Source organism: Gammaproteobacteria bacterium, assembly GCA_028819075.1.
Classification (GTDB): Bacteria; Gemmatimonadota; Gemmatimonadetes; order Longimicrobiales; family Gaopeijiaceae; genus BD2-11.
This window is the reverse complement of sequence record JAPPMM010000038.1, coordinates 61,450-76,316: the sequence shown is the minus strand read 5'-3', so window position 1 is coordinate 76,316 and position 14,867 is coordinate 61,450. Positions and strand designations below refer to the sequence as shown.

Genomic DNA, 14,867 nt, shown 5'->3' with positions numbered 1-14,867 from the left:
CCACTGGGGGGGCTACCGCCCCATGCTCTCCCGGATCGCGCGCACCGTGATTTCGGTGCGGTACGCAATCAGCGCCTCGCCGATCTCGATGGTCCGCTCCACCGGCCCCAACTCCACCTCGTTGATCGAGTAGAGCCCCGCCTCCATCCGCTGCCGAGCGCGGATGCGTTCCGGATCCGTGGTGGCCACGATCGACGAATAGTGCACGTCGTCGTGATAGATGTCGCGCGTGGCGGAGCAGATGTCCGGCTTCTGGAAGATCCCGAGTTCCTCCTCCAGGAACTCACAGCTCCAGATGTCCTCGCGGTAATACTCCTCGATGTAGTGGGCCCGCGCGGTGCCGCCCCAGTACTCGTTGAGTTTTTCCGCCGTGTCCGACATGCCGTTCTGATTCCCGCCACTGTCACCGATGAAGACGACATCCGTGAACCCCTGGCTCTTCAGGCTGTTGGCCACATCCTCGAGCACCATGCGGAAGGTTTCCTGGCGCACGCTCAGGGTGCCCGGATAGCGGATGTTCTCCGGATCCCCCTCGGGCACGTACTTCATCACCGGCGCGCACAGCGCGTTGCCGAGCTCGCGCGCGATCGCGTCGCACATCGCCTCGAGCACGTAGTTATGCTTGCCGCCCGCCATGTAGGGGCCGTTCTGCTCGACGCCCCCGGTCGCGATGATGCCGATGGTCTTCCCGGACGCGATTTCGTCGCGCGCTTCCATCCAGGTCAGCTCGTCGATCCAGATGGAATTGATGCCCTCGATGGGCCGTGCGGCTGTCCTCATTTCCTGCATGCGGCGCTGCCGGTCGGCCTGCTGCTCGGGAGTCAGGTTGCGGCCGGCCTGCGCTTCGGCCGGGGAGGCCGGGAGCAGCGTGAGCACCAATACTCCGAGGATCCATTTCGCCGATTTCATGTCGTCCGCTCCTCTCAGGCAGATCCGTCGTCACCGCCCCCTCAAGTCCGGGCGTTCCGATATTGTGAACCGCGCGGGGGCAGTGGTCAAACGCCTGGTGGACGGCGCGCGCCCTCCTCGCGGCGCAGGCGTCATCCGTCGTCAAGCCGACCGGGTTGCTCCACGTTCGCCGTCAGCGCACGTCACAAGGCAGTCTCCGGGCCTGTTGACGCTCGCCGGAAGGTGGTCGCATACTGCTTCCTGACCCGACGGCCATCCGAAAAGGTCGCATTCCGCCGAAGAAATGTCGCTTGCTCTTTGCAGCGTTGGGAGTCATGAATAGACGCATGTCGCGCATGCCGAATCGATGGTGGCAGGTGACCCGGCAGCCACGCTTCCCGTCTTCCCGGACCGGGCAGGTCAGATGACATTGACGACGTCAGGTGGTCCCGATGCCGGTTCCCAGGTGGGAAACCCGGCCCTTCACGATCACTCCGCACAGGGTCACCACGATCTCCTGCAGGGCGGTCCGGACCGACCGGACGCCTCGGCGGCCGAAGGCAGGAAGAGCCTGACGATCGCGCTGGTGCTGATCGTCGGATACATGATCGCGGAAGTGACCGCCGGGTACCTGTCGGGGAGCCTCGTCCTGCTCGCCCACGCCGGACACATGCTCGCGGACGCCGTCTCCATCGGGCTGGCGCTGGTGGCCATGCGTTTCTCCGCTCAGTCCGCCACCGCGGAGCGCACGTACGGGTTCCATCGGACGGAAGTTCTCGCAGGTCTCATCAACGCGCTGACGCTTTGGGGGATTTCCGTCGCTGTCCTCCTTGAAGCGTATCGTCGCCTTTCCGATGCCCCGGAAGTTCAGGGCGGGCTCATGCTGATCGTGGGATCGATCGGGCTCGTCGTGAACATATCGGCGCTCTGGATCATGCACGGGTCGGCTCAGAAGAGCGTCAACGTCGAAGGCGTGCATCAGCACATGATCACCGACCTGCTGGGGTCCGTCGCGGTCGTCGTGGCCGGCGTGCTGGTCTGGGCGTTCGGGTGGCATGGCGCCGACCCGGCCCTGAGCCTTCTGATCGGCGTCCTGATCCTGTCCAGCACCTGGCGCCTGCTGTCCAAGGTGGTTCAGGTGCTCCTGGAGGGCACCCCGGAACACATCGACGTCTATTCGCTCTGCCACCGGATCGAACAGCTGGACGGGGTTACGGTCATCCACGATGTCCACTGCTGGACCCTGGCTCCGGGGTACGATGCCCTCACCGCCCATATTCTTGTCGAGCCCGGCTACGAGTCGGATGTCGGGCACGAATCGCTGCTGGACCAGATCCGGGATATCGCGTACCAGGAATTCAACATACACCACATCACCGTGCAGCTTGAAACCAGGGCGGGCCGCTGTCTCGAGGCGCACCACGTCGACCACCTGCTGGCGACCGCACGCATGTGAACGAGAGTGCGGCCGTGGGATTCGTCATGGCCGGTCCGGGGAGGAGAGGAATGCTGGAGTCGGCTCCGCGAACGCTTCTCGCGGTTCTGGGGCTCGTCGGCCTTCTCTGCCTGCCCCGCTCGGCGGCCCCTCAGGACGCCGTCCGTCGCGTCACCCTGACCGAAGCTCTCCGGGAGTTCGCCGAGAACAGCCTGGCGTTGAAGATCGCGCGTTCCGAGGCCGCCCGGACCGCGGGAGCCGCGCGCCAGTCGCGGGCGTACGCGAACCCGTCGTTCACCATCGGCCGCGACGACCTGGGGCATGGGTCGGAGAAGTTCTGGGAAGAGACCATGCAGTTCGTTCAGCAGGTTGAATGGCCGGGCCGGACTTCGGCGCGCGGCCGTGCCGCCACCCACACCATCAATGCCGGTGCGGCCCGCCTCCGGGCGGACTCGATTCAGCTCGCCTTCGAAGTTCGGGAGTCGTATGCCATGGCGTGGCTCTCCGAAGAGTCGGAACTAACCATACGCCAGGCTGCCGATGTGATACGGGGTGTGGCGGAGGACGCCGAGGTCCGTCTGGAAGCGGGAGACATCTCCGCGTACGAAGCCCGGAGGTTGCGGCTGGAGCGGGTGCGGGCGGAACAGGATGTGACGGAGGCGGGGATCCGGACCCGGGCTGCGCGCAGGCAGCTGGCCGCGCTCATCGCACCCGGGAGGGAGGCGGAAGAGGTGGGGCCGTCGGCGGCGCTGCGGGGCGTGCCGCCGCCGATCGCGCGCGAGGACGCACTGCGCCTTCTGCCTGCAAGGCCGGACCTGGAAGCGGCGGCACGGGAACTCGACGCCGCGCAGGCTGAAGTCGACATTGCCGGTTCCTACTGGGTACCGGCCCCTGTCTTCGGCGTCGGATACAGGCATCATCTCGACGGCTTCGCCGGGGCCAGCCTGGGTCTGGATCTTCCGCTTCCGCTGTTCGATCGGGGAGCGGGGGCTCGCGAAGAGGCGGCGGCCCAGAGTTCCGCGGCGGCGTATCGGCTCGACCTGAGGCGGCGGCTGGCGGAGAACGACCTCCTCAACGCTGCGGATCGCTATGCGGCCAGCCGCGCCCGCGTCGAGGTGGCGGCGGATGTACTCCTGGCGGATGGCGAGGCCCTGCTTTCGTCCGCGACAGCCGCCTACGGCGAGAACGAAATGACGCTCCTGGAGTTGCTCGACGCCGCCAGCGCGTTCCAGGACGCACGCTTGAGCGCGCTGTCTCTGCGATCGGAAGCATGGATCGCCTACTACGACCTGCTTCGCGCCATGGGGACGGCCCCGGAGGAGGAACGATGATACGCAAGGTAGTGGATGCCCGGATATTGGTTTCGTTGCTGGCCCTGGGATTCCTGGGCTGCGGCGGAGGTGCGGACGAAAGCGCGGCCGACCCGGCCCACGATCCGCACGTGGGCGGGGGGTTCTTTACGCGGCTCGCGGACGGGATCGAGCTCTTCGTCGAGTACCCGCACCTGATCGAGGGCGCGGAGAGCGAGGAGCCCTGGGAAGTCCATTTCACCTGGGTGGAAGGCTGGCGGCCCGTCGACGGCGCGACCGTGACGATGTCCATGTCCGGACCCGGCGGCATGCGCGAGGAGATCCCGGCGGAGCCCGAGATTCCCGGCGTGTACATCGTTTCTCCCATGGTGCCGGCAGCCGGAGACTGGAGCGTCGACTTCGCGTTGTCGGTCGACGGCCGCGATTACGCGATACACGCAGGCGAGATCGAGGTGTTCGGGGACGAGGACGAGGTCGATTCGCACGAAGGACACGACCACGCGGAAGACGAGGTGCACGCGGAACAGGTCACGGGGTCGATCACGCTGGCCAAGGAAGAGCAGTGGTCGTTTCCGTTCGCGATCGCGGTCGCGGAAGAGCGCGAGATTCCCGCCTCCTTTGCCGCGGCGGGCGAACTCGTGGCCCCTCCCGGCGGCCTGGTGCACGTTTCCTCTCCGGTTGCCGGGCTCGTGCAAGTGGACGGACCGTCGCTCGGGCCGGGCGACTTCGTCCGAAACGGACAGGTCCTGGCCCTCATCGCGCCCACCAGCCTGAACGAGTCGTATGCGCGGACACGCGCCGACGTGGTCGCGGCGGAACGCGAGGCCGAGAGGGCCGAGCGCCTCCTTTCGGCCGGCGCCATCCCCGCGCGCCGGCTGGAGGAGGCGAGGCGGGATCTCAACGTCGCGGTTTCGGCGTTCGAGGCGATCGGAGGCGCTCCGGGCAGCGTCGACGGCGATGATCCCGATTCCGATCTCTATCGCCTTCGCAGTCCCATCGACGGCGTGGTCGCAGCCCGGGACATGGCGCTCGGCCAGCAGGTCGCGGTCGGGGAGCACGCGTTCACGATCGTGAACGCGGCGACGCTCTGGTTCGTGGCCAGGGTCCCCGCCCGCTACGCGTCGGAGACGAGCCGGATCCGGGGTGCCTGGTTCACCGTGGAAGGGGGCTCGAGCACCTACACCGCAACCCGTGTCCTTTCCGTTGGAGACGTGATCGACCCGGCCAGCCGCACCCTTCCGGTACGGTTCGCGGTCGCGAACGCCGAACGGGCCCTGAAGGTGGGGATGCTGGCGGAGGGGCAGATCCTCGTCGGCGATCCGGTGCGGGGTCCGGCGGTGCCGGCATCGGCGATTCAGGATGAGAACGGCCTCTCCGTCGTCTATGTCAAAGTGACCGGCGACACATTCGACCGCCGGGTGATCGACGAGGGTGCCTCGGACGGATCGTGGACCCTCGTCGCCTCCGGCCTCGAGATCGGGGAGCAGGTGGTGACCACGGGAGCCTATCAGGTCAATCTCGCCGCGCTGGGCACCATCGAGCCGTCCGATGGCCACGCTCACTAGCAGGGAGCCGGGATGAGTCCGTCCGAGCAGCGCGGCTTCCTCGACCTCTTTGTCGGCGCCTCCCTCAAGAATCCCTTCCTCGCGCTGATTTTCGCGATGGGCCTCTTCGTGGGGGGCAGCTGGATCGCGGCCACGTTTCCGGTCGATGTCTTTCCCGACCTGACGGCTCCAACCGTCACGGTGGTGACGGATGCCCAGGGGCTGGCCCCGGAAGACGTCGAGATCTCGATCACCTTCCCTATCGAAACCGCCCTGAACGGTGCGCTGGGGGTGCGGCGGGTGCGGTCGCGGTCGGCCCACGGCATCAGCATCGTCTGGGCCGATTTCGAGTGGGGCACGGACATCTTCCTCGCCCGGCAGATCGTGAGCGCGAGGCTGCAGGCCCAGGCGCTCGACCTTCCGGAAGGCGTCAATCCCCCGGTGCTCGCGCCCATAAGCTCGATCATGGGCGAGATCATGCTCGTCGGCCTGAGCGGGCCTGCATCGCAGCTCATGGAGGTGCGCACCCTGGCGGACTGGGTGGTGCGCCGCCGACTGCTTGCGGTGCCTGGCGTTTCCCAGGTCATCACTCAGGGCGGCGACGTGAGAGAGTACCAGGTTCTGGTCGACCCGCAGCGGTTGCTGGCCTACCAGGTGGGCCTCGAGGACGTGCTGGCCGCCACCTCCGGATCCAGCGAGAACGTGTCCGGGGGAATCTACTGGTCGAGCGGCCGCGAGGTGCTGATTCGCGGGATCGTGCGCCCCGCCGACGTCGACGACATCGCCGCCACCGTGGTGGCGACCAGAGGCGGAATCCCGGTTCTCATCGAAGATGTCGCCGAAGTACGGATCGGCCCCAGGATCACGTACGGGACCGGGTCGGTGAACGCGGAACCCGCGGTCATCCTGTCGATCCAGAAGCAGGCGGGCGCCAACACCCTGGAACTCACGAGCAGGATCGACGCCGAGCTGGATCAGATCCAGGCCGATCTTCCGGAGGGCATCGCCCTGGACCGACAGATATTCCGGCAGGCGGACTTCATTTCGCTCGCGGTGGACAACGTGATCCTCGCGCTGCGGGACGGCGCCCTGTTCGTGATCGCCATCCTGGTGTTCTTCCTGTGGAACGTCCGCACCACGCTCATCTCCGTGGTCGCCATCCCCCTTTCGCTGGCTGTGGCGATCATCGTGATGCGTGCGCTCGGCGGCACCGTGAACACCATGACGCTGGGCGGGATGGCCATCGCGATCGGGGCCCTCGTCGACGACGCGATCATCTTTGTGGAGAACGTGCACCGGCGCCTGCGCGACAACCGCCGGCGTCCGCACGGCCAGCGCAGTCCTCCCCTGTCCATCATTCGCAGCGCCGCCAGCGAGATCCGGGATCCCATCCTGAATGCGACGCTCATCATCACCATCGTCTTCGTGCCGCTGTTCTTCCTCACCGGCGTGGAAGGCCGGATGCTCAGGCCGCTCGGCGAAGCATACATCATCAGCATTCTGTCGTCGCTGTTCATCGCGGTGACCGTGACCCCGGCGCTCTGTTACCTGCTGCTGCCGACCGACCGCTCGATCAGGCGGAGACACGAGCCCTGGCTGGTCCGGGGACTCGAATTCCTCTACCGGGGGGTCCTGGACTGGGCACTGCGGCGCTCGGGAAGGGTCCTCATTGGCTCGGCGATTCTGCTGGCCGGAACCCTGGCGGTCGTTCCCACCCTGGGCCGGGAGTTTCTGCCGGAGTTCCAGGAGGGCTCGCTCACGATCGCGATCATCAGCGTGCCGGGGACGTCGCTGCAGGAATCCGACGAGATCGGCCGGCGCGTGGAGCGGCGGCTGCTCGAGGTGCCCGGCGTGGTTTCCACTGCAAGGCGGACGGGCCGCGCCGAACTCGACGAGGAAGCACAGGGCGTCAACACCTCGCACGTCGAAGCCCAGTTGGACCTCGAGGAGCGTGAACTCGCCGAAGTGCTGGCCGAGGTGCGCGAAAGTCTCGCCGGCATACCGGGCACGAGCATCACCGTGGGACAACCCATCGGCCATCGCATCGATCACATGCTTTCCGGCACGCGCGCCGCGATCGCAATCAGCGTTTTCGGACCCGACCTCCGTGAATTGCGCGACATCGCCGGCCTGATCGAGACCATCGCCCATGAGGTCGAGGGTCTCGTGGACATCTCCATGGAACAGCAGGCGGAGGTGCCGCAGCTGCAGGTCCGCGCGAACCGCCGCACCATGGCCCGCTACGGGGTCACCCCGGGGACTCTGGCGGACGCCGTCAATATCGCGATGCAGGGTCAGGCGGTATCCATCGTGCGCGAGGGAGAGCGAACCTTCGACCTGCTGGTTCGCTACGCCGACGAGTACCGGACCGATCCGGAGGCCATCGGCAGCGCCCTCATGGCCACCCCCGCCGGGCCGATCGTCCCCCTGTCGCAACTCGGCTCCATCGTACAGGCGCACGGCCCGAACATGATCACCCGGGAGAACGTGCAGCGGAAAATCGTGGTCAGCGCAAACGTCGCGGAACGCGATGTCATCGGGGCCGTGACCGAACTCCAGGAGCATATCGCCGCCGACCTGGACCTCGAGCCCGAGTACTACCTCCAATACGGAGGCCAGTTCGAGAGCGGCCAGTCCGCCACCCGCCGCATTACGGTCCTGTCGCTGTTCTCCGTCGGCGCGATCTTTCTCATCATGTTTCGCGCCTTCGGAAGCTTCAGGACTGCAATGTTCCTGATGGTGAATCTGCCGCTGGCCCTGACGGGGGGCGTGATCGCCGTATTGCTGATCGGTGGAACGGTGAACGTCGCCACGCTGGTCGGCTTCATCACGCTCTTCGGAATCGCGGTGCGCAACGGGATGCTCCTTGTGAGCCGGTACCAGGATCTGTGCGCGAGCGGGGTTCCACTCGCCGACAGCATCCGGCGGGGCTCGGTGGAGCGTCTCAGTCCCATTCTGATGACGGCCCTGACAGCGGGGCTCGCGCTTATCCCGCTTGCGCTGGGGATCGGAGAGCCGGGCAAGGAAATCCAGGCGCCGCTGGCCGTGGTCGTGCTCGGCGGCCTGACCACCTCCACCGTCCTGAACATGATCGTGGTCCCCGCTCTGTTCATGCGCTACGGCAGGATCTCCGTGGGTACTTCCCCGGGTACCCCGGGTACATCCCCGGAGACCTCACGTGCCCCATGACGGAAGGTGTCCGGCTGTGCCCACCAGTTCCGGGCTTCCGGGCGCTTGACAACGATTGTTCGCCCCAGACAGGTCGCCCCTTGATTGGCGGCCCAGCCATACGGCCAGTTCCTTGAAGCACATCTCTCCTCATTCGCGGGATTCCCGCCGCTTCGGCGTCCTGGCCCTCGCGCTGCTTCAGTGCGCCGTTTTCGCCGCCCTGCCCGCGGCCGATGCGGTGCTGGAAGCCCGGGGGTCAAGCACCGTCGTGCACGTCGAGGGGGAGGGCAGCGAGCACTGCGACACGGGACACAGCCATCTGCTGTGTCAGTTGACGCGCACGCTCTCTTCAGGCATTGGAACCGCGATTCCGATCGACTTCAGGCTGGTATCCGAAGCCAGCCTCGGCACCCCGACCGCGACTGCCTGGGCCAACCGCCCGATTCCACCGGGCGGGAGCGGTCCGAGGGCCCCCCCGCGAGTCTGACCGCTTCCGGGCGGCTGGCCCTCCCGGAAGTCTCCACCCGGTTCGTTACGCGGGAGTGGGTGCATCCCGCGATTCACGCTACCCGCTTAAGCGTTTTCGGCGATATCCGCCACGGCCCGTTGCACGATGAGCAGGCACGTCGGTGGGGCTCAAGAAAGGCTGCGCATGTCGATGAGGAGTCTGGCCGGTTCGATTCCGGCAGTGCTGGCAATGGCTTTCGGGCCCGTGAGCTCGTCCGCTCAGGTCGAGCACGAGGGCGAGATCGAGGGCGTCGTGCGCGATGCGGACTCGAGCGAGCCTCTCGCCGGCGCCCTGGTGTCCGTCGACGGCACGGCGCGCATGGCCATCACCCATGGTGACGGAACTTTCCACGTGCCCGTGCCCGGGCTGGGCATCTTCACGGTGCGCGTCGAACGCCTGGGCTATCGAACGGTTTCGCTCGAAGTGGATGCCTCCAGGGCGGAAGTGCTGCAGGTGGCGTTGGAAGCCAATCCCATCGCCCTGCCGGCCGTGGTGGCGACCGGGTCGCTCGTGGCGCGAGCGGCCAACGAGACGTTGCGCCCGACCACCGTATTCGCGGGAGAGGATCTGCAGCGCCGGCTTGCCGGAAGCCTGGCGGAAACCCTGGCGTCCGAGCCCGGACTGGCGGTGACCAGCATGGGACCGGGTTCCGCGCAGCCGGTGATCCGGGGGCTCAGCGGAGACCGCATCCTGATGCTCGAGGACGGGGAACGGGTCGGCGACCAGTTTGCGAGCGGGCCCGACCACGCCACCGCGCTCGATCCATCGTCCGCGCGCCGAATCGAGGTAATCCGCGGACCGGGCGCGATTCTTTACGGAAGCAATGCTCTCGGCGGCGTCATCAACGTCGTGCGCGATGACGTGCCCTCGTCCGTGCCGCACCACTTTACGGGCGCGTTCACACTGCAGGGCCAAAGCGCCAGCAACGCGGCGAGCGGGAGTCTGAACGCCACCTATGGCCTGACCGACCACATCCCCGTACGGCTGGAATTCACGCGTCGCACCGGCGGCGACCTGAAGACTCCGGTCGGAACGCTGAAGAACACGAGCACGGACCTGCTGGAGCTCTCCGGCGGGACATCCTGGGTGGATGACTGGGGCCATGTCGGCGCCACCTTCCGTTACTACGACAATGACTATGGCATTCCCGGAGGGTTCGTCGGAGGTCACGAAGCCGGGGTTCGCGTCGAGATGGAGCGAACGGCGACCCGGTTCCGCAGTCTCTTTCGGCCCGAGCGCGCCTTCGAGACCATCGAGATCGACGCGGGACACACCTGGTATGAGCACAGGGAGATCGAACCCCCCAACATTCTGGGAACGCTCTTCGATCGCCAGACCGTAAGCGGCGAGATCCTGGCCCGCCACGCGAGTTGGGGTCCGTTTTCGTCGGGAGGGGTGGGGTCGCGGGCATCCTGGGAGAGCTTCGGTTTCGGGGGCGGACTCTACACCCCCAATTCCACGCATACCTCCTTTGCCGTATTCGGGCTGGAAGAGGTCGATCTGGAGCCGGTGCGCCTGGAAGCCGGCCTGCGCTACGACTGGGCGCGCGCGCGACCGCACCGGGAGGATACCTCATCCGACATCGGCCACATCCGCACCAGATCCTTCGCCGCGGCATCGGGATCGGTGGGCGCTCTGGCACGGGTGACGAGCAGTCTCACGGTGGGCGCCTCTCTCGCCCGGGCCTTCCGCACCCCCAGCATCAACGAACTCTACTCCGAGGGTCCCCATCTGGCCGCATATGCCTTCGAAGTCGGCAACCCGTCGCTCGATACCGAGCTCGGAACCGGCATCGACCTCTTCGCTCGCGTCACCGGAAACCGGCTCAACGCGGAGATGACGTTGTTCCGCAACGCCATCTCGGGATACGTCTTCCCTCTCGAAACCGGAGAGCTGAGCCGGGTGCGGCTGCCCATCTTCCAGTTCCATGGGGAAGACGCCGTCCTGGCCGGCTTCGAGAGCGCGCTCGAATGGGCGGTGGTCGGCGATCTGACCGTGGAGGCGGTGGCATCCTACGTGCGCGGCAGGATAGCAGCCACGGAGGAGCATCAGCATGACGTGCGCGAGCGGAGTACGCTCGGAGCGCTTCCGCTGATTCCGCCACTGCAGGGGCGGTTCGCCGTCGGCTACGCGCCGCGCGACTGGTTCGTCGAGGCCGAGACCCGGGTTGCGGCCCGCCAGGACCGGACCGGTCCCTTCGAGAGCGCAACCGACGGATACGCTGTTTTCGATCTCTCCGCGGGAATCCGCATCACGGTCGGAGGGCGGCTGAACGTGATCACCGTGCGGGGGGAAAACCTTGGCAATACCGAGTACAGAAACCACCTGTCCCGCGTGAAGGAGATCATGCCCGAAGCGGGAAGATCCATCAGCGTGGCATATCGCGTCGTCTTCTAGACGGATCACCCGGATCGCCATGGAGACGCTGCGCGCCATCATCTACACACATTTGACTCCATGAGGAAAAGTACAATGGCACATACGAGACACAGCCTGTCGTTCGCCCTGCTGACCGCGGGAATCCTCGCTCTCTCGGCATGCGAGAGCGCCACCGAACCGGAGGAGGAACATGGTGAGGAGGTCGAGGGCGTCATCCTGGTGATGAGTGGTCGCACCATCGCGTCGTACGACGGCGAAGAGGGCGCCTGGAGCGGAGAACTGGAAGGCCAGGTCGGGGAGGAATCGGCTCACATCAACGTGAACTTCGTGGACCACGAAGGAAACGAGGTCGAGCTGGATGAGGACTTCCATCTGCAGGTCGAAGTGGCGGACGAGTCCATTGCCGAGTTCGAACAGGACACCCCGGGTGAGTTCGGCGGACATCTGCACGGTGAAGCGGCAGGCGAGACGACGGTCGTCTTCAGCCTCATGCACGGCCCCGTGGGCGCGGGGCATGCCGACTTCGTGACCGAGCCGCTTGACGTGCACGTGCGCTGACCCGGCGCGGGCAGCTGCGCCACGCGGGCACCCCTCTCCGGAGCCGGCTTCCGGGGAGGGGGTTGCTTTCGCCCACCACCAGCCCCAACTGACCGGGAGATCGGTTTCGGGACGACGGAGTGCGCGCGCGGATTTCGGGCGATGATGGCGATCGGTGCCTAAGTTGGTCGGGTGTCTCCTGCCAGCCACTCACAACCGGAACGACAGATGCGCGCATCCAGCTTCGACCGCTCCCCCGGGCACCCGGATTCCCTCTTCCCGCATCACCGGGCCGGCCTGTTTCCCGCGTTCCTGGCGGGCGTGCTGCTGCTCGGCGCGGCCGCGTGCGAGCAGGGCGCGTCCACGGGCGCCGTCACCCCCGACCGCATCCTGCACAACGGCCAGGTCGTCACCGTCGACGACGACTTCTCGATTGCGGAGGCCATCGCCTGGCGCCAGGGCCCGAACGGCTCGGAGATCATGCGGGTCGGCGGCGACGAGGAGGTTCTCGCCCTCGCCGGACCCGACACGCGCGTGACCGACCTGGAGGGCCGTGTCGTCCTGCCGGGCCTGATCGACTCGCATCTCCATTTCTCCCAGTTGGGGATCGAGGCGGAGTTCGAGAACGACCTGCGCTACGCGATGAGCACCGGCGAGATCGTGCAACTGGTCGCCGACCTGATGGAGCGCCTCGACCCCGAGCCCGGCGAATGGGTCACGAGCCGCGGCTGGGACGAGCACAAGTACGAGCGGCCCTTCACCCGCTGGCAGATCGACGAGCATACGCCGGACAACCCGGTCCGCCTCGGCCGGGTGTACCGCGGCGTCGCGGTCAACACCGCCGCCTTCCGCCTGATGGGCATCGACGACTCCGACTCCTCCACCTGGCCCGACTGGTGGCTCCAGGACCTGGACTGGTTCAACTACGAGGACAGAGTCTTCCGCGAGATGCGCACGCTGACGGTGGATGGTGAGACACGCGACGTGGAGGTCCCCACCGGGATGTTCCTGGGCAACGCGGTGCAACTGGTCACGGTGAGCCCGCCACAGCGCGACTACGAGGCGCAGATTCGCGCCATCGACTACGGGAGCCGCGAGATGACCAGCCTGGGCGTGACCAGCATCGTGGATCCCGGCGGCGGCGGACGGGTGATGCGCGCCTACCAGGACGCCCGCGACCGCGGCCTGCTCCATTTCCGCATCCTGCAGGTCTACGAGGGCATGTGGAACACCCAGTCCCCGGAGGAGATCGACGCCCACTTCGCCACCCTCCCCTTCAACAACCTCGGCGACCGCTTCCTGCGCTGGCGGGGCACCAAGTGGCAGATCGACGGCGGAGCGGGCACGCGCAGCTCATGGGTCTCACAGCCCTTCGTTGACTGGGAGACCATCGAAGGCGAGCCCAACTACGGGTACCACTGGGTGGAAGACGACGTGCGCGAGGCCCAGTTGCGCCCGACCGTCGACCGTGGCTGGGAGCCCCACATCCATTCGACCGGCGACCTGGGCATGAAGCAGACGGTCGACATCTACGCGAAGCTGATGGACTCCATCCGGGCCGAAGACCCCGATGCCGATCTGCGCTGGAGCGTCATCCACGCCTACCTGCCCATGGAGGAAGAAACCAGCGTGCTCGACAAGATGGCCGAATACGGCATCATCGCGGCCGTCAACCCGTCGTTCATCTACCACCAGGGCCGTTCTTTCTCCGCCAACCTGAGCCCGGAGCGCATGGCCCGGCTGAAGCCGATGCGCAGCTACCTGGACTCAGGCGTGCGCATCGCGGTGGGCTCCGACTACGGCACCTCCCCCTACAGCCCCTGGATCGGGCTCTACGCTCTGCTCACGCGCACGGATCTCTGGGGAGACCAGCACGGACCGGAGCAGATCGTCACGCTCGAGGAGGCGCTGCGCGGGATGACCATCGACAACGCCTACCTGACCTATTCGGACGACTGGGCGGGCAGCCTGGAGCCGGGCAAGGTGGCCGACCTGGTGGTGCTCGACCTCGAGGACCTGTGGGAGCTGGAGCGCGAGCCCGACGGGATTCTCGAGCTGGGCGACCGCGTCCTGCTCACGCTGGTGGACGGGAACGCGGCCTTCCGCAGGGCGGGATTCGCGTTCTGACCTGCGCCCCCGCGCCGTGCGCCGGGCAGTAGGGTCCGTGTTAGCTTAGTCCGATAAACTAAGCTAGTTCCCGGCGATCGCCTCGCGGATCAGCTCCACGGTCTTGTTGTTGCGCCACTCCATCAACTGCTCGCCCAGAGCGATGGTCTCCTCCTTGGGAGCGATCGAGACGCCGTTGATCGTTGCCTTCCCGGCCGCGACCCGCTCGTCGTAGCGCACGGTCGAGGGATCGACCGTCATCTGCATGGAGGTCAGCCAGTAGGTGTCGTGATAGCCGTCGCCGGGGCCTTCCTCCACCCCCAACTCGTTCATGCGCGCCACCACGCCGGCGTTGTCGTAGTAGCCCGCGATGTGGTGCGCCTTGGTCTCGCCCCAGCGCTCGTTGAGGGCGGCCGCAGCCGCTGCCATTCCGGTCTGGTTCCCACCGCTGTCGCCGATGTAGATGATGTGCTCGAAGCCGTGCACGTGAAGGCTGTGCCCCACGTCCTCAAGCATCATCTGGAAGGTCTCGTCACGCACGGTAAGTGTGCCGGGATAGCGCATGTGCCCGGTTTTGGGCTCGAATCCGCCCTCCGGCACCAGCTTGATGATCGGCGTGCAAAGCGCGTTGCCGAGCTCGCGCGCGATGGCGTCGCACGCCCCTTCGAGTACGTAGTTGTGCTTGCCCAGCGCGACGTAGGGGCCGTTCTGCTCGATGCCCCCGGTGGGAATGATGGCGGTGGTCTTGCCGGCGGCCATCGCGTCGCGCACCTCGATCCAGGTCAGCTCCTCGATCCATACGGAGTTCAGCGGAGCGATGGGATTTTCCATGCGGATCTCGGCCTGGAAGGCGGCCTCCCGTTCTTCGGGCGTCGGCGCCTGCATGGCGGTGGGGGCCTGCGAGTCCGGGGCCTGGCCGGGACGCATGACGAGAAACGCTACCGCCGCCAGAATGAGAACGGATAGAGCGGACCATACTTTCATCTTGATGC

The 14,867-nt window shown here is 66.7% G+C and carries 10 protein-coding genes; 8 read left to right on the top strand and 2 right to left on the bottom strand.

What is annotated here, in order from left to right; translation table 11 throughout:
- Positions 1 to 12 precede the first annotated feature (12 nt).
- Positions 13 to 909: a creatininase family protein gene (locus OXU32_08770; GenBank protein ID MDE0074040.1), complete on the bottom strand. Its 897-nt coding sequence runs from the start codon at positions 907 to 909 to the stop codon at positions 13 to 15.
- Positions 910 to 1,312: 403 nt separating this feature from the next.
- Between OXU32_08770 and OXU32_08765 the strand changes: the two genes are divergently transcribed.
- From OXU32_08765 to OXU32_08730, 8 genes are all read left to right on the top strand, one after another.
- Positions 1,313 to 2,344 carry a cation diffusion facilitator family transporter gene (locus OXU32_08765; GenBank protein ID MDE0074039.1) on the top strand — a complete coding sequence of 344 codons (1,032 nt, stop codon included), beginning with the start codon at positions 1,313 to 1,315 and terminating at the stop codon, positions 2,342 to 2,344.
- A 50-nt stretch (positions 2,345 to 2,394) separates the two neighbouring features.
- On the top strand, positions 2,395 to 3,654 hold the full coding sequence (locus OXU32_08760) for a TolC family protein (GenBank protein ID MDE0074038.1): 1,260 nt from the start codon (positions 2,395 to 2,397) through the stop codon (positions 3,652 to 3,654).
- Positions 3,651 to 5,198: an efflux RND transporter periplasmic adaptor subunit gene (locus tag OXU32_08755; protein MDE0074037.1), complete on the top strand. Its 1,548-nt coding sequence runs from the start codon at positions 3,651 to 3,653 to the stop codon at positions 5,196 to 5,198. Before OXU32_08760 ends, OXU32_08755 begins: the two co-directional genes overlap by 4 nt.
- Before the next feature lie 12 nt (positions 5,199 to 5,210).
- Positions 5,211 to 8,366, top strand: a complete 3,156-nt coding sequence (locus OXU32_08750; protein ID MDE0074036.1) for an efflux RND transporter permease subunit — start codon at positions 5,211 to 5,213, stop codon at positions 8,364 to 8,366.
- A 112-nt stretch (positions 8,367 to 8,478) separates the two neighbouring features.
- The gene (locus OXU32_08745) at positions 8,479 to 8,832 is read left to right on the top strand and encodes a hypothetical protein (GenBank protein ID MDE0074035.1); all 354 of its coding nucleotides are present in this window, start codon (positions 8,479 to 8,481) and stop codon (positions 8,830 to 8,832) included.
- A gap of 165 nt (positions 8,833 to 8,997) precedes the next feature.
- Positions 8,998 to 11,250: a TonB-dependent receptor gene (locus OXU32_08740; protein MDE0074034.1), complete on the top strand. Its 2,253-nt coding sequence runs from the start codon at positions 8,998 to 9,000 to the stop codon at positions 11,248 to 11,250.
- 75 nt (positions 11,251 to 11,325) lie between these two features.
- A complete protein-coding gene (locus OXU32_08735) occupies positions 11,326 to 11,790 on the top strand; it encodes a hypothetical protein (protein MDE0074033.1) in 465 nt (154 codons plus the stop codon).
- A gap of 207 nt (positions 11,791 to 11,997) precedes the next feature.
- Positions 11,998 to 13,896: an amidohydrolase gene (locus tag OXU32_08730; GenBank protein ID MDE0074032.1), complete on the top strand. Its 1,899-nt coding sequence runs from the start codon at positions 11,998 to 12,000 to the stop codon at positions 13,894 to 13,896.
- A 63-nt stretch (positions 13,897 to 13,959) separates the two neighbouring features.
- On the opposite strand, the gene OXU32_08725 is transcribed toward OXU32_08730, so the two are convergent.
- Positions 13,960 to 14,859 (bottom strand): creatininase family protein, encoded by a 900-nt coding sequence (locus tag OXU32_08725; GenBank protein MDE0074031.1) that lies wholly within the window; start codon positions 14,857 to 14,859, stop codon positions 13,960 to 13,962.
- Positions 14,860 to 14,867: the final 8 nt, after the last annotated feature.